The sequence below is a fragment of the Ruegeria sp. CDSA079 genome (assembly GCF_059612245.1).
Genome location: NZ_JBXWQF010000005.1, coordinates 139,813 through 163,426 on the forward strand (window position 1 = coordinate 139,813; position 23,614 = coordinate 163,426).

At 57.5% G+C, this 23,614-nt stretch carries 20 protein-coding genes; 9 read left to right on the top strand and 11 right to left on the bottom strand.

The genetic code is table 11. The features are described from left to right. Positions 1–58 precede the first annotated feature (58 nt). From aqpZ to AC2FJZ_RS07175, 6 genes are all read right to left on the bottom strand, one after another. The gene (aqpZ, locus tag AC2FJZ_RS07150; protein WP_496669077.1) at positions 59–748 is read right to left on the bottom strand and encodes an aquaporin Z; all 690 of its coding nucleotides are present in this window, start codon (positions 746–748) and stop codon (positions 59–61) included. A gap of 112 nt (positions 749–860) precedes the next feature. Beyond that, positions 861–1,670 carry a M90 family metallopeptidase gene (locus AC2FJZ_RS07155; protein ID WP_496776731.1) on the bottom strand — a complete coding sequence of 270 codons (810 nt, stop codon included), beginning with the start codon at positions 1,668–1,670 and terminating at the stop codon, positions 861–863. A 119-nt stretch (positions 1,671–1,789) separates the two neighbouring features. Further along, positions 1,790–2,290: a bactofilin family protein gene (locus tag AC2FJZ_RS07160; RefSeq protein ID WP_050602141.1), complete on the bottom strand. Its 501-nt coding sequence runs from the start codon at positions 2,288–2,290 to the stop codon at positions 1,790–1,792. After that, positions 2,280–3,611 (bottom strand): M23 family metallopeptidase, encoded by a 1,332-nt coding sequence (locus AC2FJZ_RS07165; protein WP_050602142.1) that lies wholly within the window; start codon positions 3,609–3,611, stop codon positions 2,280–2,282. The genes AC2FJZ_RS07160 and AC2FJZ_RS07165 overlap by 11 nt, the downstream gene beginning before the upstream one ends. A 173-nt stretch (positions 3,612–3,784) precedes the next feature. Further along, positions 3,785–4,603, bottom strand: a complete 819-nt coding sequence (locus AC2FJZ_RS07170; RefSeq protein ID WP_496669306.1) for a ferritin-like domain-containing protein — start codon at positions 4,601–4,603, stop codon at positions 3,785–3,787. A gap of 90 nt (positions 4,604–4,693) precedes the next feature. Next, positions 4,694–5,155, bottom strand: coding sequence for a peroxiredoxin (locus AC2FJZ_RS07175; RefSeq protein ID WP_496669072.1), 462 nt, complete (start codon positions 5,153–5,155; stop codon positions 4,694–4,696). Between the two features lie 80 nt (positions 5,156–5,235). Here AC2FJZ_RS07175 and AC2FJZ_RS07180 point away from each other — a divergent pair, with 80 nt between their 5' ends. The 4 genes from AC2FJZ_RS07180 to AC2FJZ_RS07195 all read left to right on the top strand — a co-directional run bounded on the left by AC2FJZ_RS07180 (position 5,236) and on the right by AC2FJZ_RS07195 (position 11,761). After that, positions 5,236–8,598, top strand: a complete 3,363-nt coding sequence (locus AC2FJZ_RS07180; RefSeq protein ID WP_496776732.1) for a YhdP family protein — start codon at positions 5,236–5,238, stop codon at positions 8,596–8,598. 42 nt (positions 8,599–8,640) lie between these two features. Next, positions 8,641–9,687: a tRNA preQ1(34) S-adenosylmethionine ribosyltransferase-isomerase QueA gene (gene queA, locus AC2FJZ_RS07185; protein ID WP_496776733.1), complete on the top strand. Its 1,047-nt coding sequence runs from the start codon at positions 8,641–8,643 to the stop codon at positions 9,685–9,687. A 111-nt stretch (positions 9,688–9,798) separates the two neighbouring features. Next, positions 9,799–11,076: an MFS transporter gene (locus tag AC2FJZ_RS07190; RefSeq protein WP_050602146.1), complete on the top strand. Its 1,278-nt coding sequence runs from the start codon at positions 9,799–9,801 to the stop codon at positions 11,074–11,076. A 109-nt stretch (positions 11,077–11,185) separates the two neighbouring features. Next, the gene (locus tag AC2FJZ_RS07195; RefSeq protein WP_050602147.1) at positions 11,186–11,761 is read left to right on the top strand and encodes a DUF924 family protein; all 576 of its coding nucleotides are present in this window, start codon (positions 11,186–11,188) and stop codon (positions 11,759–11,761) included. A gap of 49 nt (positions 11,762–11,810) precedes the next feature. Here the strand turns inward: AC2FJZ_RS07195 and AC2FJZ_RS07200 are convergent, their stop codons facing one another. Further along, positions 11,811–12,248 (bottom strand): hypothetical protein, encoded by a 438-nt coding sequence (locus AC2FJZ_RS07200; protein WP_050602148.1) that lies wholly within the window; start codon positions 12,246–12,248, stop codon positions 11,811–11,813. Between the two features lie 214 nt (positions 12,249–12,462). Between AC2FJZ_RS07200 and lpdA the strand changes: the two genes are divergently transcribed. Then, complete coding sequence (gene lpdA, locus AC2FJZ_RS07205; RefSeq protein ID WP_496776736.1) at positions 12,463–13,857, top strand: dihydrolipoyl dehydrogenase; 1,395 nt, start codon at positions 12,463–12,465, stop codon at positions 13,855–13,857. A 137-nt stretch (positions 13,858–13,994) separates the two neighbouring features. On the opposite strand, the gene AC2FJZ_RS07210 is transcribed toward lpdA, so the two are convergent. After that, a complete protein-coding gene (locus AC2FJZ_RS07210; RefSeq protein WP_496776737.1) occupies positions 13,995–15,380 on the bottom strand; it encodes a dipeptidase in 1,386 nt (461 codons plus the stop codon). A gap of 322 nt (positions 15,381–15,702) precedes the next feature. On the opposite strand from AC2FJZ_RS07210, the gene hemA reads away from it, so the two are divergent. The 3 genes from hemA to ispG all read left to right on the top strand — a co-directional run bounded on the left by hemA (position 15,703) and on the right by ispG (position 19,454). Then, entirely contained in the window at positions 15,703–16,926 is a 1,224-nt protein-coding gene (gene hemA, locus AC2FJZ_RS07215; protein WP_496669057.1) for a 5-aminolevulinate synthase, read from the top strand. Between the two features lie 129 nt (positions 16,927–17,055). Next, complete coding sequence (locus AC2FJZ_RS07220; protein WP_050602152.1) at positions 17,056–18,261, top strand: helix-turn-helix domain-containing protein; 1,206 nt, start codon at positions 17,056–17,058, stop codon at positions 18,259–18,261. A gap of 71 nt (positions 18,262–18,332) precedes the next feature. Next, positions 18,333–19,454: a flavodoxin-dependent (E)-4-hydroxy-3-methylbut-2-enyl-diphosphate synthase gene (ispG, locus tag AC2FJZ_RS07225; RefSeq protein ID WP_496669055.1), complete on the top strand. Its 1,122-nt coding sequence runs from the start codon at positions 18,333–18,335 to the stop codon at positions 19,452–19,454. Positions 19,455–19,470: 16 nt separating this feature from the next. On the opposite strand, the gene AC2FJZ_RS07230 is transcribed toward ispG, so the two are convergent. From AC2FJZ_RS07230 to AC2FJZ_RS07240, 3 genes are all read right to left on the bottom strand, one after another. Beyond that, on the bottom strand, positions 19,471–20,046 hold the full coding sequence (locus tag AC2FJZ_RS07230) for a Rieske (2Fe-2S) protein (protein ID WP_496776738.1): 576 nt from the start codon (positions 20,044–20,046) through the stop codon (positions 19,471–19,473). Positions 20,047–20,266: 220 nt separating this feature from the next. Then, on the bottom strand, positions 20,267–21,025 hold the full coding sequence (locus tag AC2FJZ_RS07235) for a DsbA family protein (RefSeq protein WP_050602154.1): 759 nt from the start codon (positions 21,023–21,025) through the stop codon (positions 20,267–20,269). After that, complete coding sequence (locus AC2FJZ_RS07240) at positions 21,022–22,404, bottom strand: M48 family metalloprotease (RefSeq protein ID WP_496669053.1); 1,383 nt, start codon at positions 22,402–22,404, stop codon at positions 21,022–21,024. The genes AC2FJZ_RS07235 and AC2FJZ_RS07240 overlap by 4 nt, the downstream gene beginning before the upstream one ends. Here AC2FJZ_RS07240 and AC2FJZ_RS07245 point away from each other — a divergent pair. Further along, complete coding sequence (locus AC2FJZ_RS07245; protein WP_496776740.1) at positions 22,403–23,566, top strand: pyridoxal phosphate-dependent aminotransferase; 1,164 nt, start codon at positions 22,403–22,405, stop codon at positions 23,564–23,566. The two genes, AC2FJZ_RS07240 and AC2FJZ_RS07245, sit on opposite strands and share 2 nt — an antisense overlap. Positions 23,567–23,614 lie beyond the last annotated feature (48 nt).

The following is a 23,614-nucleotide window of genomic DNA, read 5'->3' on the forward strand; positions in this document are numbered from 1 at the left end:
AGCCCGACGCTATTCAGAGCGTCGGGCCTTATCTTGTCACTGGTTGCGAGAACAAGCATCAATCGTCGGGTGACATCAACTTCCAGATCACCGCGCCGATCGCTCCACCGATCAGTGGGGCCACCCAAAACAGCCAGAGCTGCGCCAGGGCTGGGCCTTCGGCAAACAAGGCCACTCCGGTAGACCGTGCAGGATTGACCGAGGTATTGGTCACAGGGATCGATACCAAATGGATCAGGGTCAGTGCCAAGCCGATGGCGATGGGGGCGAATCCGGGGGGGGCCTTTTCCGATGTTGAACCCAGAATGATCAGAATGAAGAACGCGGTCAGGACAATCTCGATCACCAGCGCCGAGGTCAGCGAATACCCTTCGGGTGAAGCTTCACCATAACCGTTGGAGGCAAACCCTCCGACACCCGAAAAATCAGGTGCGCCGCTGACGATCAGATAGAGGACAACGGCGGCGACAATTGCGCCCAAAACCTGAGCGACCCAATAGGGCAGCAGGTCTTTGGCCGGAAATCTCCCGCCGATCATCAATCCTAAACTGACAGCCGGGTTGAAGTGCCCGCCCGAGATGTGGCCCACCGTGTAGGCCATGGTCAGTACCGTCAGGCCAAAGGCGAAGGACACGCCAAGCCACCCGATGCCGACATCCGCAACACCGGCTGCCAATACTGCACTGCCGCACCCCCCAAGAACCAGCCAGAAAGTGCCGAAGAATTCGGCAAGTAATTTCGATGACATCAAAAATCCTCCACAATGTTATTAGGTTAAGTGTAATTCAAAAATTAACTTTTGTTAAATTATGGCGAACGGGGAATTTGCCGGGTGCCCTCTCATCTTAGGCAATAAGAGATTAGTGCCATCGTACGGGGTCCAGGTGAAACAGTTTTGACAACTGTTCATAGACCTCCGGATCAGAGGTGCGCAGCGCCCTGGGTCGTTCAAAAAACACTTCAACCGAAACGGCAAAAAATTCTTCATGCCCTTCCGCGCCGTAGGGATCAATCACAGTTGGGCGCCCCATTTCAACGGCCTGTACATGGGCGTCATAAGCCGTCAGAAACGCAGCCTCCCACTCTGAAAAGCTCTGGTTGCCGCTGAGTACGGGTACACCATTGGCCGAACCTGTCAGATCGTCGATCTGATGGGCGAATTCGTGAAAGACCACATTTTGCCCGTCGTGATCGTTCATCGCGCCGCGCTGGCTATGCGCCCAGGACAGGATCACAGGACCACGGTTCCAGCTTTCTCCGGTGCGTACGATCTCTTTTTCCGTGACGACATAACCGCTGTGACGGCTTTGTCTGGATTTGAAAGCACTGGGATAGATCAGGATGGTGGTCAGGTTGTCATACCAAAGATCGGTGTTCACGACCAACAGACAGGCCTGCGCGGCGATGGACATTTGCATGTCTTCGGTAACGTCCAGACCGTCGCAGCCGATGAACTCAACCTGGTCCATGAACAGGTTGACCTTGCCCTCAAGCTTTGCGCGCAAATCTTGCGGCAGTTTCCGCAAGATCGGCACCTGAGCGTCGATAAGGTGCCGTTGCTGATCGGTCAACGGCGCGGACAACAAGGCGCGGCGCGCCTGCTGTTTCGACCAAAAGTAATAAGTCACACCTCCAGCGATCAGCGCAAGAAGTGTCAGGAATACCAACATGGCCCGACCCTAGCGCGATCCCTGCGGGATCAAAACCAGTTTCCCGGGCAAGCAATTGCCAAAAAAAAAGACGCCGCTGGTTTCCCTGCGGCGTCTCGGTTCTGACTTGAGAGTCAGGATTATTGTTTGACGTCTGCTGCCGGGTTCGATCCGGCCTTGGCGCTGCGACCGGGGTTAAGCGGATCGTCCTGACGCTGCACGGAACCTTCGAAATGCGCGCCGCTTTCGATCGCGATGGTCTTGTGGATGATGTCGCCCTCGACGCGTGCGGTCGAAGTCAGGCGCACCTTCAGGCCACGTACGCGGCCCACGATACGTCCGTTGATGACGACGTCATCTGCTGTGACTTCACCTTTGATCGTCGCCGACTCACCAATGGTCAGCAGATGGGCACGAATGTCGCCCTCCACGGTGCCTTCCACCTGAATGTCACCAGAGGTCTTGATGTTGCCGGTGATGTGCAGGTCCGAGGACAGAACCGACGCAGGCGGCTTTGGCTTGGGTGCAGTGGCAGGTTTCGACTCTGTCGGTGCAGGTGCCGCTGGGGTCGCCGATGCGGCAGGTTTGGCCGCCTCAGGTGCCTTGGATGCGGGTTCGTTGATTTTGCTTTTAGAAAACATTTCTCGCAGCCTTAATGTAAGTCATTGGATTTCTTGGCACACCGTCGACGCGAACCTCATAGTGCAGATGCGTGCCGGTAGACCGTCCGGTGCTACCCATATCAGCAATATGATCCCCGCGCGAGACCCTTTGGCCAACCTTCACGTTGATCTTGGTGTTATGAGCGTAAAGTGTCTCAACTCCAAACGCGTGCTTGATCTTCACAAGCCGTCCGAAACCCGATTGCCAGCCTGCGTGAGTGACCACGCCATCCGCAGTTGCAAAGATATCAGTGCCGTGCGCACCAGCAAAATCCGCGCCGTTATGCATACGGCGACCGCCGGATTTGGGGTCGCGACGTGTGCCAAACCCGCTGGTGTATCGAACCGCGCTGTGGACCGGACTGGCGAAGGGGGCCTTTTCCGCAGCAATCCGGTACAGGTTCAGCTGATCCATCTGTTGAAGCAATATGTTCGCGCGGGCTTCTTCGGCGGACAGCTCGTCCTCCTCGCCACGCGTGCTAAGGGATAAAGGGGTCAGCGGACCGCCCATACCGCTATATCCGCGCCGGACCTCTTCAATGATGCGATCGGTGGGCATTCCCGCCTGGCGGAACATCTTGTCCAGTGGCTCGACCGAGATCACCATGGCTTCTTCCAACTGGCGGAAAATCTCGTCGCTGCGCTCTTGCATCAGACGGATTTCCAGCTCCAGTTCGTCCCTCTGAACCAATGCATCTTGCGCGTCCGAAGCGATTTGGTCGCGTTCTTCGGCAGTGCGGGCCAGTGCATCGGTCATGAAGGCCATTTGCACCGGGGCGGTGGAGGCCGTCATGTACATGTCGGTGTCACTGGTTTCCTGTTTCAGGTTTGCCAGTTCCGTCCGTGCCTCTTCCCGCTGCTTCATCGTGCTGCGCAGCGTCGTCTGGATGACTTCGATGCCGGTCTCAAGTTCGCGACGACGGTTTTCCGACGCCAGCAACTCGGACTGCATCGCGGAAATCTGTTCCAGTGCAGCGTTAAAGCGGTCTTGCGCCGCCAAAGCTTCTTGAGCGCGTGCGTCCCTTTCGGCTGACAGGATATTCAGGCGTTCCTGATAAGTAGCCTGATCGCGCTTGGCCTGTTCCCTGAAGTTGCCCGACCCGATGCTGTCCATCAGCAGAATGGCCGTCGCAATCACCGCCCAACCGACCATCACCGAAACACCAGCGACAGCTATCACCTGCGTTTCCGAGCTGAGCCGGATAAAACGCGTGTCTTTGTCGGATTTCAGAAAAACCCGGCGTTCCGGGAAGCGCCGTTCAAGCAGCGAGTGAAACTTTATTGCCAGACGTGTTCGCACGCGTCTTACCTCTCATCCCCAAGATCGGGACCGGTCATGAGTGCCTGCCGTCCCTTGGGCCGATTGCATAAACGGACGCTCGCGTTCGGGCAAGTTTGTTGACCTGTCTGCGTCAAACAGCGCAAGAATCCCCCGAAGATCGGCGGGAATTTGCCGAAAATGACAGAGAAGTGTCAGTTTGTGATTTCGCCGGGCGCGGGCAGGTCTTCGGTCAGTGGCCAATAGAAATCGGGGGGCAGGCCAGCCTCTGCACGTTTTTCCTCGTTAAAGGGCGGCTTCAGCACACCGTGAAAATAGCGCCGGACCAGCGCGTGAAACACATCTTTAGGATCGGCATTTTCGCGACCACACAGGAAATGGAACCACTTGGACCCATAGGCGACGTGACCGACTTCCTCTGCATAGATCACCTCTAGCGCCGCGATAGCTTGGTCTGCCTTGGCCTTGCGGAAGATCTCAATCATGCCGGGGGTAACATCCAGCCCGCGTGCTTCAAGCACCATTGGAACAACGGCCAGCCGCCCCATCAAATCTTCGGCTGTATCCTCGGCGGCCCGCCACATGCCGGCATGGGCGGGCAGGGCGCCGTAATGGCTGCCCATTTGCTCCAGGCAATCGCAGATCATTTCGAAATGGCGCGATTCCTCTTCGGCGCATTTCACCCAGTCATCGTAAAAGCCGATCGGCATGGGCACATGCCCGAACCGCGCGATGATGTCCCAGTGCAGATCAACCGCGTTCAATTCGATATGCGCCACAGCGTGCAATAGGGCTATGCGCCCTGCCTCGGTCCCCGGTTTCCGCTTTGGCACTTCACGGGGTGACAGAAGCTCGGGCTTATCCGGGCGGGCGGGGTTCAGGGGCGGAGTAGCTGTACCGATCTCGATTGCGCCGGCGTCGCTCTTGCGGGCTGCGAACCATGCGGCTGCGTGGGCCTTGGACAGGGCGGTCTTGGCCCGCCCGTCCGCTGTTGTCAGAACCTCTGTCGCCATCTGTGTCAGTGTCTTGGTCACGGGGGTCGCTCCGCCTCAGTCGTGTCGAGGCGGGTGATAAACCGGATGGCATGACAGGTCGAGGGGGGCTTACAAAGCTTTCACCGCATCGAGCACCTCGTCCACGTGACCGGGCACTTTGACCTTGCGCCAGATTTTGGCAATACGACCATCGGCATCAATCACAAAGGTCGAGCGTTCGATGCCCATCGACTTTCGGCCATACATGTTCTTTTCCACCCAAACACCGTAGTCCTCGCAAACGGTCGAGTTTTCATCCGACAGAAGCGGCGTGGTCAGCCCGTGTTTCGCAACAAATTTGTCATGCTTGGCGATGCTGTCGCGCGAGATGCCGAAAACTTGAGCGCCTGCATCCGCAAAGGCCTGAAGTTGCTCCGAGAAACCGATGGATTCCTTGGTGCAGCCCGGCGTATCATCGCGGGGATAGAAGAACAAAACCACAGTGCCACCGCGCAGTGCCGAAAGCGTCACCTCGCCGGCGCCGTCGCGCGGCAAAGTGAAGTCGGGGGCCATGTCTGAAATGTCGGGCATTGGAAACTCCGCTAAAGGTTTTTAAAGGCTGCCTGATATCATAGGGCAACACGTGCGGGTTGGAAGGCGTGGATAGCAAATTGAAGCAGCATGACGGCGACGAACTAAACGAACCGGATCAACCGGTGCGTCGTCGGTCGCGTCGGCGCGCAGCCGGTCTTTGGGCCATGCGTGGTGTCATCATACTTGTGCTGCTGGCGATGTTCACTGGCTTCATGGTGGTGGGGCAAAGGATGCACGCGCCCGCCTGGCTAAGAGACAGGGTCGAGGCCCGGCTGGAACAGGCGCTGGGGGGGCTGCAAATCCACTTTGGTGATGTCAGTTTCATCATTCACGAAGGCTGGCGGCCTCGGCTGCGCCTGACCGACGTTGCCATCAGCGACGCGGCGGGCCAGCAGATTGCGCAGGTCTCGGACATGCGCGCCAGCCTTGCCATGCGCCCGTTGTTGCGTGGACATGTCCGCCCGAAACGCATCATCCTCAGCGGAGCGCAGATCGCCCTGACCCGAGACACGGATGGCGCGCTGACCCTGACGGTGGGGTCGGACAGCGCACCGGTGCAAGAGGCACCGAACCTGGCAGAGTTGATCGAGGCATCCGATCAGGTGTTCCTGTCTCCGGCCCTGTCTGCACTGACTTCGATCGAACTGGATGCGATCACGCTGGATTACAGTGATTTGCGACAGGGGCGATCATGGGTGCTGGATGGTGGCCATATTCAGGCCAACCGCAGTGACAACGAAGTGCGACTGGCCACCGGGTTTTCGGTTCTTTCGGGGCGGGATTACGTCAGCGCCATCGAGGCCAATTACACCAGCGTCCTGGGCACCCCCGCCGCGAGTTTTGGAATCTCGGTCTCGGACCTGCCCGCCGAAGACATTGCCGGTCAAAGCCCTGTATTGGCATGGCTGCAGGTCTTGCGGGCGCCGATCTCGGGCGCGTTGCGGGGCAGTATCGACGATAGCGGTGCCATCGGAACGGGCTTTGCAACGCTCAATCTTGGCGCCGGGGCCGTGCAGCCCAACCCCAAAACGCGCCCGGTGCCGTTTGAATCTGCCCGCACTTATTTTACCTATGACCCAAAATCGCAGATGCTGGATTTTAACGACGTCTCGGTGGTTTCGGCCTGGGGCGAAGTGCAGGCGGACGGCAAGGCGTTCCTGCAAGGGGTGGAAGAAGGCGTTCTGGATAGTTTGACCGCGCAGATGCGCCTGTCCGGGATCAATGTGAACCCGGCCAACCTGTTTCCGGAACCAATTCAGCTGTCCCGCGCCAGCCTGGATTTCAAAATGGAATTGGACCCGTTCAGGTTGCAGCTGGGGCAGGTTACTGTCGAAGATCCAGATCACATCGTGCGCGCTTTTGGGGTGCTGAGCGGCAGGCCCGATGGCTGGGCCGTAGAGCTTGATGCCCATCTGGATCAGATGACCTCTGACAAGGTTCTCAGCTACTGGCCCGAGCTTTTGGCACCGAAACCGCGCGAGTGGGTCACGAAGAACCTTTACGAAGGCGTTCTGTCGGACATGGATTTCGCGCTGCGGCTCGAGCCCCGATCGAAGCCCGATCTGTATTTGGACTTCGGATTCGAGAAAGCCAAGATCCAGTTCGTTAAAACCCTGCCGCCGATCGAAAGCGCCCAAGGGCAGGCCAGCCTGATTAATCGGCGCTTTACCGTCACCGCGCAAAAGGGAGAGGTGATTGCGGACGAAGGTGGGGCCGTGGATGCCGCGGGCACGTCTTTCATCATTCCCGATACGGATATCAAGAAATCCGCACCTGGAATTGTGCGCATCCAGGCCAAGGGCAGTGTGACGGCTGCACTGTCCCTGTTGGACCGGCCCCCGCTTGAATTGCTGACCAAAGCGGGATTGCCCGTCGATGTTGCCAATGGAACGGCCTCGCTGGTCGGTACCCTGTCCTTGCCGCTGAAAAAGGGGCTGAAGTTTCAGGACACGACGTTTCACTTCGATGGCACGCTGGCCAACCTGTTCAGTGATCGTTTGGTGCCGGGGTTCACGGTCAGCGCTGCATTGCTGGACCTGTCCGGCAACCAGTCGGGTGTTCAGATACAGGGACAGGGGCAATTTGGAGATGTGCCGCTTGAGGCACTTTGGCGGCAACCGATTGATGGCGAAAATGCTCAGCGCAGCACGCTGATCGGCCAGATCGATCTGTCCCCACGCTTGATGGATGAAATCGGGGCTGGTTTGCCTCCGGGAATGCTGACCGGGTCTGGTGTTGCAAATCTCACTCTGGGTCTTGGTGCGGACCTTCCCCCCAAGCTGTCAGTGGAATCGAACCTTCAAGGCGTTTCGCTGGCGATCCCGGAATTGGGCTGGCGGAAGGGGGCTAACACGACGGGCTCGCTGACCGCAGAAGCGACGTTGGGCAAGCAACTGAAGGTCGACAGCCTGCGCATCGAGGGCGCTGGCTTACGTACAAGCGCATCGATGACCTTTCACGAGAATGGCGATTTCGACCGCATAAGGTTCAGCTCATTCGATCTTGGGAATTGGCTGGCAGTTCCGGCCGAGATGATCGGGCGCGGGAATGCCGTTCCGGACATTCGTGTTCTCGGCGGTGTGCTGGATATGGGCAAGGCGACGTTCGGCGAAAGCAGCGGTGGCGGTGCAGGGCCCAAACTGGAAGTGGCACTTGATCGTTTGCAAGTGACCGAAACAGTTGCGCTGACGGGTTTCAAGGGCACGTTTCAGACAACCGGCGGGGTGAACGGAGGGTTTACCGCTCAGGTCAATGGCGGGGCATCGGTTGCCGGCCAGGTGAGCCCACGCGGAAACCGTAGCGCGGTAACACTTTCGTCGAAAGATGCGGGAGCCGTGTTGCGCTCTGCCGAGGTGCTGACCCAAGCACGCGGTGGTGACATGACCCTCAATCTCGAGCCGGTTGCCGGACCCGGCAGCTACGACGTCATCCTGAAAATCGTCAATACACGCATCACCGATGCTCCGGCCATGGCGGCCTTGCTGAATGCGATCAGCCTTGTTGGCCTGCTGGACGAGATGGCAGGGCAGGGCATCTTTTTCTCGGCGATCGACAGCCGCATGAGGATTACGCCAACAGAAATCAAAGTTCTCAATGGCAGCGCCGTCGGGCCGTCAATGGGCCTGTCATTTGATGGCACCATCGACACGGTGAATGAGAGGCTGAACCTGCGTGGGGCTATATCGCCGATTTACTTGCTGAATGCTGTGGGCAGTGTTTTCACCCGAAAAGGCGAAGGGGTTTTTGGTTTCAACTACACCCTCACAGGGCCGCTTGCGTCTCCGAAAGTCTCGGTCAACCCTCTGTCCGGTCTGGCTCCGCTTTTCCTGCGTGATCTGCTGCGCCAGCCCGCGCCAAAAGTGTCGGATGGCCCAAACGCAACGCCGCAATTACCGGATGAGCCCAAGCAGCCCTTTGGGTCACCCCCCAGCGACCGCTGACAGGATATGGCCGAATCTCTTGTGGGGATGTAAGGCGCGGGCATGAAACTCAGCGATTTTGATTTCCATCTGCCCGAAGACCTGATTGCCACGCGGCCAGCCAGCCCGCGTTCTTCTGCGCGTTTGCTGGTGGCGCAGGGGAATGAGACGACGGACAGCCGTGTGTTCAACTTGCCTGATTTTCTGCAACCAGGCGATCGGCTGGTTCTGAACGACACGCGCGTTATTCCGGCACGGCTGAATGGCCGTCGCCACCGGGACAGCGCCCAAGGTCCGGTGTCTGCCGGGGTCGAAGCGACTTTGCTGGATCCGCAGGCTGACGGCACTTGGTCGGCACTGATCAAGCCCTTGAAAAAAGTGAAGATTGGGGAAGAGATTGTCTTCTCGGACGATTTGAGCGCTACGCTGGATCGGGTCGAGGACGGGCAGGCCCATCTGCGGTTTAACCTGAGTGGCGAAGATTTCGATGCCGCATTGGAGCAGGCCGGCGCGATGCCTCTGCCCCCTTACATCGCGGCCAAACGCCCGGCGGACGAGCAGGACAAAACCGATTATCAAACCATCTGGGCGCGTAACTCCGGCGCCGTCGCGGCCCCGACCGCATCGCTGCATTTCGATGATGCGCTCATGCAGGCATTGGCCGAGCGTGGCGTGAGTTTTACCCATGTGACTCTGCATGTTGGTGCAGGGACCTTCCTGCCGGTCAAGGTCGAGGACGTGACGACCCACAAGATGCACGCGGAATGGGGGCAGGTCAGCCCCACGGCGGCCGCCGAGATTCAGGCGACCAAAGATGCAGGTGGGCGTGTGATCCCGGTGGGCACCACGGCCTTGAGGTTGATCGAAAGTGCTGCGCGCTCCGGCAGGATTCAGCCATGGGAAGGGGGCACGGATATCTTCATCTATCCGGGCTTCCAATTCCACGTCACTGATGCGCTCGTGACCAATTTTCACCTGCCAAAATCAACGCTGTTGATGCTTGTCTCGGCACTGATGGGGCAAGATCGGATGCTGCGGGTGTATGAACACGCGATCGCACAGAGCTATCGTTTCTTTTCTTACGGCGACGCGTCGCTTTTGATCCCGTGAACGGCGTTGATTTGGTATCAATACCGCACGATGTCGTAGACAAGCGCGACAGTCGTAGGCATTGGTCGCACGAAGACTCGCAAGTTTCGGAAGCATAAGTCGGAGACCCCAATGATTCAGGTCCTTTCCAGCGCGTGGGCGTTGCTGCTCGGCATGGGGTTGCTGATGGTCGGAAACGGCCTTCAAGGCACGCTTCTGGGTGTCCGTGGTGAGATCGAAGGCTTTTCGACTCTACAAATGTCCTTTGTGATGTCAGCCTACTTTGTCGGCTTTCTGGGCGGCTCACGTCTTGCGCCGGAAATGATCAGGCGCGTTGGGCATGTGCGGGTCTTCGCGGCGCTGGCGTCTTTTATTTCTGCTGTCATGATCATGTACCCGATGATGACCAACCCAATCGCTTGGGTTTTGGGGCGTGTGATCATCGGGTTTTGTTTCTCCGGCGTGTATGTCACCGCAGAAAGCTGGCTCAACAACGCAGCGAACAATGAAAATCGAGGACAGGCATTGTCCCTTTATATGATCGTTCAGATGTCAGGGATCATCGGCGCCCAAGCCCTATTCCTTGTGGGCGATCCGGCGGGTTATGAGACCTTCGTAATCGCCTCAATCCTCGTTTCTGTGTCTTTTGCCCCGATTTTGCTGTCTATTTCACCGACACCGGCCTTTGATACCACCAAACCTATGACCTTGCGCGAGTTGATGAACAAATCGCCGCTGGGATGTGTTGGCTTGTTCCTTCTGGGCGGAGTATTCTCTGCTCAATTTGGTATGTCAGCGGTATACGGCGCGCAGGCAGGGCTGAGCTTGGTTGAGATTTCGATCTTCGTTGCCGCGTTCTACATCGGCGCAGTTGTTTTGCAGTATCCGCTAGGTTGGTTTTCCGATCGTATGGATCGGCGTTTATTGATCCTTTTGGTATCGGCGTCAGGGGCAGTCGCATCCCTTTCGGGAATGCTCTACGGGGTAACTTTTGAAATCCTGCTTGTATCGGCGTTTTTCATCGGGGGAATGTCCAACCCTTTGTATTCATTGCTTATTGCACACACCAATGACTTCCTTGATCATGAGGATATGGCGGCGGCATCCGGCGGTCTGGTTTTCATTAACGGGCTGGGTGCCATCGCTGGTCCACTGATCACCGGTTGGTTGATGGGAAAGGCTGTATTCGGCCCGCCAGGCTTTTTCCTCATCATTGCGGTGCTGCTATTCTTTCTGGCCGTTTATGCCGCGTACCGGATGACGCAGCGTGCGGCGATCCCAGTGGACGAAACTGGCACCATGTCGCCCATGTATCCGACCGCCTCGCCTGTTGCTCTTGAGGTTGCGCAGGAGGTTGCGATCGAAGCAGCCGAGGCCGAAGTCGAAGAAGCCGCGCAAGAAACTGCTTAAGACACGGATTTATGTCGACTATGTTGCAATATGTTACTGTAACAGTTCTGTAAAACGGACTTAAATGACGTTACGTCCCGGATGTGGGCACAAGACGGAGTTTAAGGCAATGGCAACGCCTGAAGAAGTATTGAGTTTTTGGTTAGATAAAGTTGGCCCAAAGGGCTGGTATATTCAGGATGACGCGCTGGACGCAGAGATCCGCGAACGTTTCTTATCCACTTGGGAGGCTGCGGCCGAGGGAAAGTTTTCACTCTGGCTCACGTATCCCAGCGGTGCACTGGCTTATGTTATTCTGACAGACCAGTTTTCACGTAACATGTTCCGAGGTCAGGCGCGTGCTTTCGCGACGGACAAGGCGGCTTTGGCGGCAGCGAAATGCGCGGTTGACAAAGGTTGGGACAAAAAGATCGACGAACCGGCGCGGCAGTTCTTTTACCTGCCGATGATGCACTCGGAAAACCTGTGCGATCAGGAACGCTGTGTGCGGCTGATCTGTGAAAACCTCAGCCGTGACACAAGCAACCTGCTACACGCACGGGCCCATCGCGAAGTCATCCGCAAGTTTGGCCGGTTCCCCTATCGGAACGAAGCGCTGTCGCGCAATTCGACGCCGCACGAAGTCGAGTATGTCGATATGGGCGGATACGGTGCAACCGTGCGCGAGCTTCAGGCGGCTGTCTGAGCGTACCGAAACTGGTTGAGAGGCCGCGCGCAAATGGCGCGGCTCGGGCTTACGAGCCCGGTTCACAACCTTTGAACTCCAAAATGCGCGCGGATACGACGTCCGCGCCGTTTTCGATTGTCTGAGCGATCAGAACCTGAGGCTCATCTGCCAGATTTATCAACCGTTCCTGTACTGCCTGCAGCTTTTTGTCCAAGCTGTTCAGCCGGGCCAGGGTTGACCTGATGTCCTGTGCAACTTGGCTATTTGCACCGGCAGGGGCTTCCAGTGACAGCGCAGACAAGTCTTCGCGCAATGCAGCAAGCTCTGTTCGAATGCCTTTCGTCTCGTCCCGGATCGGGGCAACGGCCTGCACGGTTTCGGAAAACTCTGCTGTAATGCTCTCAACCTTTGACGCAAGCTGCCAGCCCAGAAACAGGCACAGCGCCACAAGGATTAATGTAGCGTTGAGCAGAGCAAGCAGCAGGTCTTTGAGTGTTTTCGCCATGGTCAACCTCTTGAATGTCTTTTGATAAGAAATGCTCGAACAGTGTCGGCGGTTCTGTTCTAGCCAGAGCCGGGCCTTGGGTATAGGCTGAAATCCATGTCTTCAGATATTGCTTACCCTGCGTCGCATTTGTCGCGGGGAGGTCCTGTTGATGTGTTTCGAAAAGTAGTTTAATGGTAAACTAATTTCTCAACACCTGCGCCGAGAGGGACACATGGCTGCACAATCTTATGATCTGATCGTAATCGGGGCTGGCCCCGGCGGCTATGTCGCTGCAATCCGTGCCGCCCAGTTGGGTCTGAAAACCGTTGTTGTCGAACGCGAGCATCTGGGTGGCATCTGCCTGAACTGGGGCTGTATCCCGACCAAGGCGCTATTGCGATCGTCCGAGGTGTTTCATCTGATGGAACGCGCCAAGGACTTTGGCTTGAAGGCCGATAAGATCGGCTACGATCTGGACGCGGTGGTCAAAAGATCGCGGGGCGTGGCCGGGCAACTCTCGGGCGGGATTGGCCATCTGCTGAAGAAGAACAAGGTCGCTGTTGTGATGGGCGAGGCCACAATTCCGGCCAAGGGCAAGGTAAGCGTCAAGACCGACAAGGGCACCGAAGAACTCACCGCCAAGAACATCATTCTGGCGACCGGTGCTCGCGCAAGGGAATTGCCGGGGCTTGAGGCGGATGGTGATCTGGTGTGGACCTATAAACATGCGTTGCAACCGCCGCGGATGCCGAAGAAACTGCTGGTCATCGGTTCAGGCGCGATCGGCATCGAATTTGCCAGCTTCTACAACACGCTGGGCGCAGATACGACCGTGGTCGAAGTGATGGACCGGGTGCTGCCCGTAGAAGATGCCGAGATCAGCGCATTGGCGAAAAAGGCGTTCACCAAGCAAGGCATGACCATCATGGAAAAAGCCATGGTCAAACAACTGGAGCGCGGCAAAGGCAAGGTGACGGCTCATATTGAGGTCAAGGGCAAGGTTGAGAAGCACGATTTTGACACCGTGATCTCGGCCGTTGGCATTGTCGGCAATGTCGAGAACCTTGGGCTCGAAGCTTTGGGGGTCAAGATCGATCGGACCCATGTTGTGACGGATGCATATTGCCGCACCGGTGTCGAAGGTTTGTATGCAATCGGTGACATCGCGGGCGCGCCCTGGCTGGCACACAAGGCCAGCCACGAAGGCGTCATGGTCGCGGACCTGATCGCGGGTCAACATGCGCATCCGGTCAAACCCGAGAGCATTGCGGGATGCACCTACTGCCAGCCTCAGGTGGCATCCGTGGGATACACCGAAGCCAAAGCCAAAGAGCTGGGGTATGACATCAAAGTCGGTCGCTTCCCCTTCATCGGCAACGGCAAGGCGATTGCTCTGGGCGAGCCGGAAGGTCTGATCAAGACAGTCTTTGATGCCAAGACGGGAGAGCTGCTTGGCGCACATATGATTGGCGCGGAAGTGACGGAACTGATTCAGGGATATGTCGTAGGTCGCCAGTTGGAGACAACAGAGGAGGACCTGATGAACACCGTTTTCCCACACCCAACCTTGTCAGAGATGATGCATGAAAGCGTGCTTGATGCGTATGATCGCGTGATCCACATGTAAGGAAAGGGGGCTCTGCCCCCGCCGCGGCAAGCCGCGACTCCCCCGAGATATTTATAGCCAGATGAAGCAGGGGATCCGTACTTCATCTGGCCGAAAATATCCCGGAGCGCGAGGCAGAGCCTCGCAAAAACCCCCGTCTATTTGTTCAAAGCGTCCAGAATACGGGCCCAGGAGCGGATGCCCTTGTGGAAGCTTTTGACGTCATATTTCTCATTCGGAGAATGGATGGCATCATCGTCGTTTGCATAGCCAACCAGCATCGAATCAAGCCCCAGTACGGTGTTGAAATACCCGACGACAGGAATTGACCCGCCCATCCCGGTAAAGACGGCCTCGCGATCCCATTCGTCTGAAAGTGCGGCGCGCGCGGCTTCGAATTCAGGGCGGTTGATGTTCATGACCGAAGCGGGAGAGCCTTCTAGGTCGTTGTCCCAGACCACTTTGGCGTCCGGAGACAAGCGCTCCTCCACATGTTTGCGAATTTTTGTACGCAGTGCATCGGGGTCCATGTCCCCCACGAGGCGGCAGGTGATTTTACAATGCGCTTCCGATGGAATCACGGTTTTCGAGCCCGCTCCATTGTAGCCGCCCCACAGGCCGTTCACCTCAAGCGTTGGGCGCGCCCATTGCTGTTCGAGTGTCGAATACCCCTTTTCGCCATGTGGCTGGGTATAACCGACCGAATTCAGGTAGTCTGCTTCGTCGAAACCGCAGTTTTGCCATTGTCGCAATTGGTCATCAGGCACTTCGTGGACGCCTTCGTAAAAGCCCTCAACCGCAACGCGCCCGGTTTCGTCATCGTAGAACGAGGCGACGATTTTTGACATCTCACGCAACGGGTTCAGGCCAGGACCGCCGTAATGGCCGGAATGCAGATCGATGCGGGGCCCTATGATGGTGAACTCATCCTTCAGCATTCCGCGAAGTTGGGCGGCAATGGATGGAACCCCGCGCGATACCATCGAGGTGTCGCAGACCAGTGCCAGGTCCGCTTTGAGCTCGGCCGCGTTTTCCTCGAGGAACGGGACCAGTGACGGAGAGCCCGATTCCTCCTCGCCCTCAAAGAAGAAGGTGATGCGGCAGGGCAGGGATCCGTTCACAGCCTTCCAGGCGCGGCAGGCTTCGACAAAGGTCATCAGTTGCCCTTTGTCGTCCGATGCGCCGCGCCCGCGGATGACAGGTCCGTGTGCGGTGTCTTCGATGGCAGGATCGAAGGGCGCGCTGGTCCACAGATTCAGCGGATCGACTGGCTGCACATCATAATGGCCGTAAAACAGGATATGAGGGGCGTCCGGGTCTTCCCCCACATGACCGACAACCATGGGGTGGCCCGGAGTTTCCCGTTTTTCCGCGTCAATTCCGATACTGCGCAGATCGGTGACCAGCCAATCGGCGGCGCGGCTGACCTCGTCTTTAAATGCGGGATCGGTCGAAATGGACTGGATCCGCAGCAACTCCATCAGGCGGTCGATCGAGGCGTTAAGATCATCGTCAATCCGGTTCAGCACGGTGTCTAGCGGCATAGGGGGCTCCTGCTTTTCTAGGTTTGGCGAACCCTAACAGCGTGATCAGCGCCGTCCAGAGTGGTTGCAGGGAAAACCACAGCTATCGAGCGAAGTATTGTAACAAAGCGGTGCCTGCGTCGTTTCCACGCGTTCGATGGCCGTAACAATACTTGTCGTAGAAGGCGCAACCTTCTATTTGATGCAAATCAAAGTTGGGTTCACATGTTCGGCTGTAACCAGCTGTATAAAGGAACACAAAGCCGCCAAAGCAGGGTACACTGTATAAGTGGCAGACTATTTGCCCAGGGGAAACCGATATTGGGCGCTCAAGGAGGGTCCGTTGGACTATACTGCTCAGCTCGATTCAGCGATTGCCAGGCTGCATGATGAAGGACGTTACCGGACCTTTATCGACATCGAACGTCGCAATGGACATTTCCCACATGCGGTGCGCACGCGCCCGGATGGGTCGCAGCAGAACATCACTGTATGGTGCGGCAACGACTACTTGGGCATGGGGCAGCATCCGGTTGTTCTGAATGCCATGCACGAGGCTGTTGACGCCGCAGGCGCAGGCTCGGGCGGTACGCGCAACATCTCTGGCACCACGGTCTACCACAAAAGGCTTGAGGCCGAGCTGGCTGATCTGCACGGCAAAGAAGCCGCGCTGCTGTTCACCAGCGCGTATATTGCCAATGATGCGACGCTCAGCACGCTGCCCAAACTGTTTCCCGGCCTGATTATCTATTCCGACGCGCTGAACCATGCCTCGATGATCGAAGGTGTGCGCCGCAACGGCGGTGCCAAGCGTATCTTCCGGCACAATGACGTGGCGCATCTGCGCGAGCTGCTTGAAGCAGACGATCCGCAGGCGCCCAAGCTGATCGCTTTCGAGTCGGTCTATTCGATGGATGGGGATTTTGGCCCGATCGAAGAGATCTGCGATCTGGCGGATGAATTTGGCGCGCTGACCTACATCGACGAAGTGCACGCGGTCGGCATGTACGGCCCACGTGGTGGCGGCCTGACCGAGCGGGATCGTCTGGCCCATCGGATCGACATTATCAACGGCACTCTGGCCAAGGCGTACGGCGTGATGGGCGGCTATATCGCGGCCAGCGCCAAGATGTGTGACGCCGTGCGCTCTTACGCGCCGGGCTTCATCTTTACCACATCGCTACCGCCTGCTGTTGCAGCTGGGGCTGTTGCTTCGGTTGCTCATCTAAAGACCGCGCAGGATCTACGCGATCAGCATCAGACCCAGGCAAAGATCCTCAAGCTGCGGCTGAAGGGGATGGGTCTGCCATTGATCGATCACGGCAGTCACATCGTGCCCGTGATCGTCGGAAACCCTGTGCACACCAAAAAGCTCAGTGACATGCTGCTGGACGATTATGGCATTTACGTGCAACCGATCAATTTCCCGACCGTCCCGCGCGGAACCGAAAGGCTTCGTTTTACCCCGTCTCCGGTGCATGGACCCGACGAAATGAACCGTTTGGTGCAGGCGATGGACGAACTTTGGTCACATTGTGCGCTAAATCGCGCCGAACTTGCCGGATAACCTCACGCCAAAGTGTGCAACGAGTTTGCCGCGTGTTAAGCTTACGCTAACAAAATAAGCAGACGAATCATTGTTGAGATGATTCGTTGCTAACGCGAAATACGCGACAGGCAGAATGGGGCAGCAGGGATGATTGGGCGCAGATCACAGCGCAATTCCGAAGAGGACGTGGATGTCAGACCAAAAGGGTTTGACGATTACGAGATTCGTCTAGGCGACAAGATGCGCGGCGAACGCGCAACGATGGGCAAATCTCTTTTGGACGTTCAACGCGAGCTGCGGATCAAAGCCAACTACATTGCTGCAATTGAAAACGCCGATCCCGATGCGTTTGACACACCCGGCTTCATAGCCGGGTATGTGCGTTCTTATGCGCGGTATCTGGGTATGAACCCGGATGACACCTTTGCAACCTTCTGTATGGAAAGCGGGTTTGAGGTGGCGCACGGCATGTCGGCCGAGGCGTCCGTGGTTCGCAAACCCACTGGTGGACTGCCAGCGCGTGGTCCGATGGGGCGCGATCCGTTTATCTCGCCCAACACGCCCTTCATTCCGGGCAAAGAACCCCTGGTCAGTCAGATTGAACCGCGCGCCATCGGCTCATCGCTGGTGTTGTTGGCGGTGATTGGCGGTATCGGCTATGGCGGCTGGGCTGTTTTGAACAAGATTCAGCAGGTTCAGGTCAGCCCAGTCGAACAGGCACCGGTGGTCCTGTCGGATCTCGATCCGCTTGATGCGGCGCGCAGCAGTGCTGCTGATGCCGAAGTGGAAACTGCGAGCACCGAAGCATTGGATCGTCTTTATCGTCCTCAGGCGCTGGACGTACCGGTTCTGGTGGCCCGTGATGCACCGATATCCACTCTTGATCCACGCGAGGTGGGTACCTTCCGTCCACCGGAATTGCCAAAGTTCGAAGTGGCTGAGTTCCACACAGTTGAACGTCCGGCGCTGCCGCAGGTGGTCGAACAGATCGACACAATGCTCAAGATCGTGGCCGTTGACCCCGCTTGGATGCGTGTGACGGCTGCGGATGGCAGCGTCATTTTCGAAGGCACGCTGGGCACGGTTGAGCAGGGTAGCGTATTTGAAGTGCCGCTGACCGAAGAGCCGCCGTCATTGCGTGCGGGCGCATCCGGGTCGGTTTATTTCTCGATGAATGGCGAACATTACGGCCCAGCGGGCGCACCGGGCACCGTTGCCAAAGGGGTTGTCCTGTCGAAAGACGCGGTATCCGAGACCTATGCGGTGGCCGATCTTGAGGCAGAGCAGAACAGCGCGCTCAAGCAACTGGTGGCGGAACTCCAGACCGAGGCGACAGAAGCGCCCGCCGAGTGATCTAGCCATTGCGATAACCCGGTTGCCGAACTATCTACTGTCGCAACTCAGGCAGATGCGGATCCGTCCTTATGTCCCTCAATCACGTACGTCCCTGGCGCGACATATACCGTCGCAAATCCCGTCAAATCATGGTCGGCAATGTCCCTGTTGGGGGTGATGCGCCCATTGCGGTGCAGACCATGACCAACACGCTGACCACCGATGTGGCAGGCACCGTGGCGCAGGTTCAGGCGGCGGCTGAGGCGGGCGCGGATATCGTGCGCGTTTCGGTCCCGGATGAGGCATCGTCCAAAGCGCTGAAAGAGATCGTGCGCGAAAGTCCGGTGCCAATCGTGGCAGATATTCACTTTCACTATCGCCGTGGCATCGAAGCCGCTGAGGCGGGGGCAGCCTGCCTTCGCATCAATCCGGGTAATATCGGGGATGAAACCCGCGTGAAAGAGGTCATCCAGGCCGCGCGCGATCACAACTGTTCGATCCGTATCGGGGTCAACGCGGGGTCACTGGAAAAGCATCTGCTTGAGAAATACGGCGAGCCGTGCCCCGAGGCGATGGTCGAAAGCGGGCTGGAACATATCCGCATCCTGCAGGACAACGACTTTCACGAGTTCAAGATCAGCGTGAAGGCCAGCGACGTTTTCCTGTCAGCCGCTGCTTATCAGGGCATTGCCGAAGCGACGGACGCACCGATCCATCTGGGCATCACCGAAGCCGGAGGGTTGGTCAGCGGCACCATCAAATCCGCCATCGGTTTGGGCAACCTGTTGTGGATGGGGATCGGTGACACGATCCGTGTCAGCCTGTCCGCAGATCCAGTGGAAGAGGTGAAGGTCGGGTTCGAAATCCTCAAGTCGCTGGGGCTTCGTCATCGCGGCGTGAACATAATCTCATGCCCGTCCTGCGCGCGGCAAGGCTTCGACGTCATAAAAACCGTCGAAGCGCTGGAGCATCGGCTGGAACACATCAAGACGCCCATGTCTCTGTCGATCATAGGTTGCGTCGTAAACGGTCCGGGTGAGGCGCTGATGACGGATGTTGGCTTTACCGGTGGCGGGGCAGGGTCCGGAATGGTTTATCTGGCGGGCAAAGCCAGCCACAAGATGTCGAACGACCAGATGATTGAACACATCGTTGAACAGGTCGAAAAGAAAGCAGCAGAACTGGACGCCGCAGCAGAGGCAGCGGAGTAGATGTGTATCGTCAGGATCATCTCATCGAAGGCATTTCTGCAAGGTCAACAAAAACGAACTGCCGGTCTTCACTGAATTGAACTGGCGGTACTCTTAGATTTTGGTTGGTTGGGCCTTTTCTGGGCTGGCCCCACAAATCAAAATGTACGGCTAGGCATGGATCGAAGAATCCACCGTAGTCCCCCGCGTTTGTTTGAACGATGCATCCATATCCCCCGACATTTATGGGGCTGACGATCAGCCATTCCAGTTGGGCGAAGGCCTCTTTGTCGAGGTCGCGTGCAAGAGATCCGTCATTCAGAACTGCAGACCAATCTTCCTGAGTTATGCTTGGGTCGAGCTGGGCCATTGCTGCGGCCATTTCGGTAAGGTCGCGACGCCATAGCACAACGGGTTTCCCATCAAATAGAAGAGTTTTGGCATCACCGGGTTCCCAGTTTTTTGTCGGGACAGAGTGTACGCTGGATTGATATTTGGCTTTGACGTCAGCTGTAGGCTTCGTGCTGGAAGTTAGAAAAAACAGTCCTACCACAACGGTCAGCAAGGCCCAACCTGCCGTTACATAGTAAACGAGAGGACCCCTGTTTTTCATTTGTTGTCTGCTCTGAATCGGTACAATTAATCGCGTTCAGGTAGAATAATTATCTAAATGCATTCACCGCTGGAAGCGGTTTCGATCTACTGAGATGCATTCAGCGTCAGAAAAGTAACCCGCGGTTTACTCCAAACAGATACTTCTAAAGCCTTGAATTAGAGGAATGACAAAACTCTGGCCTATGCGTGGTGTAGGGCGGCGATGCCGCCCCACTTCCTTAACCCTGTTCTGCGCGTACGCCGTCCGCAATTTGCTTCATCTGATCGGCGGGCAGGAAGCCACGCAGCATTTCGGTGCCCAGAACAAAGGACGGCGTGCCCGAAATCTGCATTCGCTGCGCCAGCGCGCGGGTGCGGGTGATTTCGTCCGACACGCGGTCGCTGTCCATCGCGGCAATGATTGCATCGCTGTCCAGACCCAAACCGTCCGAGATGCGGCGCAGCGAGACTTCAGAAGGCTCGCCGGTGAACTCCAGCAGGGCGTCATGGACCTGCTTGTAGGCATCGTCGCCAGCCACGTGCTTGGTGGCGACGGCAAAGCGCGAAGACAGGACAGACGCGTCACCCAGAATCGGGAACTCCTTGATCACCAGACGGATGTTGCCGTCTTCGGCCAGCAGGCTGGCCACTTCGGGGACAGCACGGCGACAATATCCACAGCGGTAATCCATGAATTCGACCAGAGTGATATCCCCGTCCGGATTGCCACCGACCCAGCTATAGCCATCGTTGAACAGCTCGTCCGCGTTGGCTGTGACCAGCTCTTTGTCTGCAACAGCTTCGGCAGCAGCGTTGCGTTGTTCGAGAATGTTGATCGCCTCGATGATCACTTCGGGGTTTTCCAGAAGGTATTCGCGCACCTGCGCGCCGAATTCGGCCTTTTCGGCATCGCTCAATGCGTTCAGGTCCAGCGCCTGCGCCGAGGTCGCAGCCATGGAAAGCCCCAGAAGGGCGGGTGCAGCATGTCTGAGGATCATTTCCGTTTCCTTTTGCTTTTCTTGAATCGTTCTGAGGCAATCAACACGTCTTGTGCTCTTTGCCAACCCGGTGAACCTTCGGGCAGTCGCGCTACGGCGCGTTTCGCGTGAATTCCGGCATCTTCCAGCCGCCCTTGCAGCGCATACCGCTCTGCCGTCACGGTGGATGCCATACCGTTGTTACCAACCTTTGAATAGGCCACGCCCAAATCCTGCATCAGGCGCGCATTGCGAAAATCTCGGGAACGGGCCTGTTCCAGTGCCGTCAGGGCCTGATCGGTTTCGCCCTGCGCCAGCAAGGCGCGTCCATAACCTGCAAGGATCAGCGCGTTGTTCGGAGCCATTTCCACGGCGCTCTGAAACGCTTGCACTGCGTCGTTTATCTGCCTGTTTTCCAAAAGGATTTGCCCTTTTAGATCGTAATAGAATGGGTCATTTGGGCGGATGGTCAGCGCCTCATCTATGGCGGCACGGGCGCGGGACAGGTCGCGGTTCTGGTGATATGCCGATGCCTCGCGCATCAGGCGGATGTCACGGTCGGATTCTTCTTTGGCGCGCCGCAAAGTCCAGCTTGGCGACCGCAGGAATGCTGACAGCTTGCCTTTGACGCGGGCGAACCAGTAATCGGCACTGGAATTGGGCACGGCCCTGTCACCAAATTCGTCCAGAAAGGCTTCGGCGGCACGCAGGCGTTCGCGGCTTGTTGGGTGCGACCGCATGTAAGGGTCCTGATTGGCAACGCTCAGCAATTCCTGACCAGCGAACTTCCGGTGCAGCTCGACCATGCCGCTGGGAGAAATTTGGGCCCATCTCAGATAGCTGGCGGCACTTCGATCGGCCGAGGATTCTTCGGCACGAGTGTGGCCCAGAAAACTGCGAAGGGCCGCGCCCTGAGTACCTGCGGCGATGCCGATGGCTGCTTCGCCACCACCGGCAGCCGCCGCCAGCAGGGCCAGAGCGGTGCCAAGGCCGGCATTGCGCCGTGCTGCCTTCAGGTTCTCGGCCCGTCGCGCCAGATGGCCATTGGCGATATGGGCGGCTTCGTGCGCGATCACGGCTTGCAGCATTTCAGGGCTCTCGACGCTCAGAATCAGGCCGTAATTCACATAAATCGCGTTGTAGTCGATGACGAAAGCGTTGAACGTGTTGTCATTGACTACCAGAATCTGAACGCGATTGGTGTTTAACCCGGCAGCGCGCAGCACAGGAAAGGCCAGTTCACGCAGCCCATATTCGATATCAGGATCACGGATCAGGCTTTGCGCATGGGCTTGCGCCGCTGCCACGAGCCAGACGACAGCTGCAAGCATCAGAGCCGGGATTGACGCCAGCCTGGATACGCGTTCAAAAGCCATGGCTGCAACATGGGAGATGGGCATGAGAAACTCAACCCGGTCCGGGGTCGATCCGTTTATTGTGATGGACGTGATGGAGGCCGCGCGCAAGGCGGAAGAGGCCGGACGCCACATCATCCATATGGAAGTGGGACAGCCCGGAACTGGTGCTCCTCAAGGGGCAACCGAAGCCTTGGCAAAGGCAATGGAACAGGGTCCTTTGGGTTACACGGTGGCTTTGGGGCTGCCCGCGCTCAGGCAACGGATCGCGCGGCTTTATGGCGAATGGTATGATGTTGATCTGAACCCGGATCGAGTGGTGATCACCCCCGGATCCTCAGGCGGGTTTCTGCTGACCTTCACGGCGTTGTTCGACAGCGGGGACCGGGTTGGCATCGGAGCGCCCGGTTATCCGTCCTACCGCCAGATCCTCAAAGCGCTGGGGCTGGTGCCCGTCGATCTGCCAACCGCGCCGGAAAACAGGTTGCAGCCCGTAGCCAAGGATATTCAAGGGATGGACCTGAAAGGTCTAATGGTTGCCTCGCCTGCAAACCCAACCGGCACAATGCTGGATCATGCAGCTATGGGCGCGCTGATTGAAGCCGGGCGTGGGCAAGGGGCGTCGTTCATCAGCGACGAAATCTATCACGGGCTGGAATACGAAGCCAAAGCCGTGTCCGCGCTGGAGCTGACGGATGAGTGTTATGTGATCAACTCATTCTCAAAGTACTTTTCGATGACCGGCTGGCGCGTTGGATGGATGGTCGTGCCCGAGGATCAGGTGCGTGTGGTCGAACGGATAGCCCAAAACATGTTCATTTGCGCCCCCCATGCCAGCCAGGTCGCGGCATTGGCCGCGATGGATTGCGAAGACGAATTGCAGGCCAATCTGGACGTCTATCGCCAAAATCGTGCACTGATGCTTGCGGGGCTGCCCAAGGCCGGGTTCGCAAACATCGCCCCGCCTGATGGCGCGTTTTATGTCTATGCCGATGTGTCTGACCTGACCAATGACAGCCGAGCCTTTGCGGCAGAGATTCTGGAAAAGGCAGGTGTCGCGGTCACGCCGGGGTTGGATTTCGACCCGCAAAGGGGTCATACAACCCTGCGCTTTTCCTACGCCCGTGCGACGGGTGATATCAAGGAAGGTCTTGCCCGTTTGCAGCGTTTTATGGCGGACCGAAAGGCCGTTGGCGCGCAGGTTTGAACCGTTCACAAAGTTCCCCGTGTGGTGTAGGGTTCGATCCAAACGATC

Bases quoted from the DNA above. Each gene is read 5' to 3' on its own strand.
- aqpZ (WP_496669077.1), bottom strand. From the start codon at position 748: ATGTCATCGAAATTACTTGCCGAATTCTTCGGCACTTTCTGGCTGGTT.
- AC2FJZ_RS07155 (WP_496776731.1), bottom strand. From the start codon at position 1,670: ATGTTGGTATTCCTGACACTTCTTGCGCTGATCGCTGGAGGTGTGACT.
- AC2FJZ_RS07160 (WP_050602141.1), bottom strand. From the start codon at position 2,290: ATGTTTTCTAAAAGCAAAATCAACGAACCCGCATCCAAGGCACCTGAG.
- AC2FJZ_RS07170 (WP_496669306.1), bottom strand. From the start codon at position 4,603: ATGGCGACAGAGGTTCTGACAACAGCGGACGGGCGGGCCAAGACCGCC.
- AC2FJZ_RS07175 (WP_496669072.1), bottom strand. From the start codon at position 5,155: ATGCCCGACATTTCAGACATGGCCCCCGACTTCACTTTGCCGCGCGAC.
- queA (WP_496776733.1), top strand. From the start codon at position 8,641: ATGAAACTCAGCGATTTTGATTTCCATCTGCCCGAAGACCTGATTGCC.
- AC2FJZ_RS07190 (WP_050602146.1), top strand. From the start codon at position 9,799: ATGATTCAGGTCCTTTCCAGCGCGTGGGCGTTGCTGCTCGGCATGGGG.
- AC2FJZ_RS07195 (WP_050602147.1), top strand. From the start codon at position 11,186: ATGGCAACGCCTGAAGAAGTATTGAGTTTTTGGTTAGATAAAGTTGGC.
- AC2FJZ_RS07200 (WP_050602148.1), bottom strand. From the start codon at position 12,248: ATGGCGAAAACACTCAAAGACCTGCTGCTTGCTCTGCTCAACGCTACA.
- lpdA (WP_496776736.1), top strand. From the start codon at position 12,463: ATGGCTGCACAATCTTATGATCTGATCGTAATCGGGGCTGGCCCCGGC.
- AC2FJZ_RS07210 (WP_496776737.1), bottom strand. From the start codon at position 15,380: ATGCCGCTAGACACCGTGCTGAACCGGATTGACGATGATCTTAACGCC.
- AC2FJZ_RS07220 (WP_050602152.1), top strand. From the start codon at position 17,056: ATGATTGGGCGCAGATCACAGCGCAATTCCGAAGAGGACGTGGATGTC.
- ispG (WP_496669055.1), top strand. From the start codon at position 18,333: ATGTCCCTCAATCACGTACGTCCCTGGCGCGACATATACCGTCGCAAA.
- AC2FJZ_RS07230 (WP_496776738.1), bottom strand. From the start codon at position 20,046: ATGAAAAACAGGGGTCCTCTCGTTTACTATGTAACGGCAGGTTGGGCC.
- AC2FJZ_RS07235 (WP_050602154.1), bottom strand. From the start codon at position 21,025: ATGATCCTCAGACATGCTGCACCCGCCCTTCTGGGGCTTTCCATGGCT.
- AC2FJZ_RS07245 (WP_496776740.1), top strand. From the start codon at position 22,403: ATGAGAAACTCAACCCGGTCCGGGGTCGATCCGTTTATTGTGATGGAC.
- AC2FJZ_RS07240 (WP_496669053.1), bottom strand. From the start codon at position 22,404: ATGCCCATCTCCCATGTTGCAGCCATGGCTTTTGAACGCGTATCCAGG.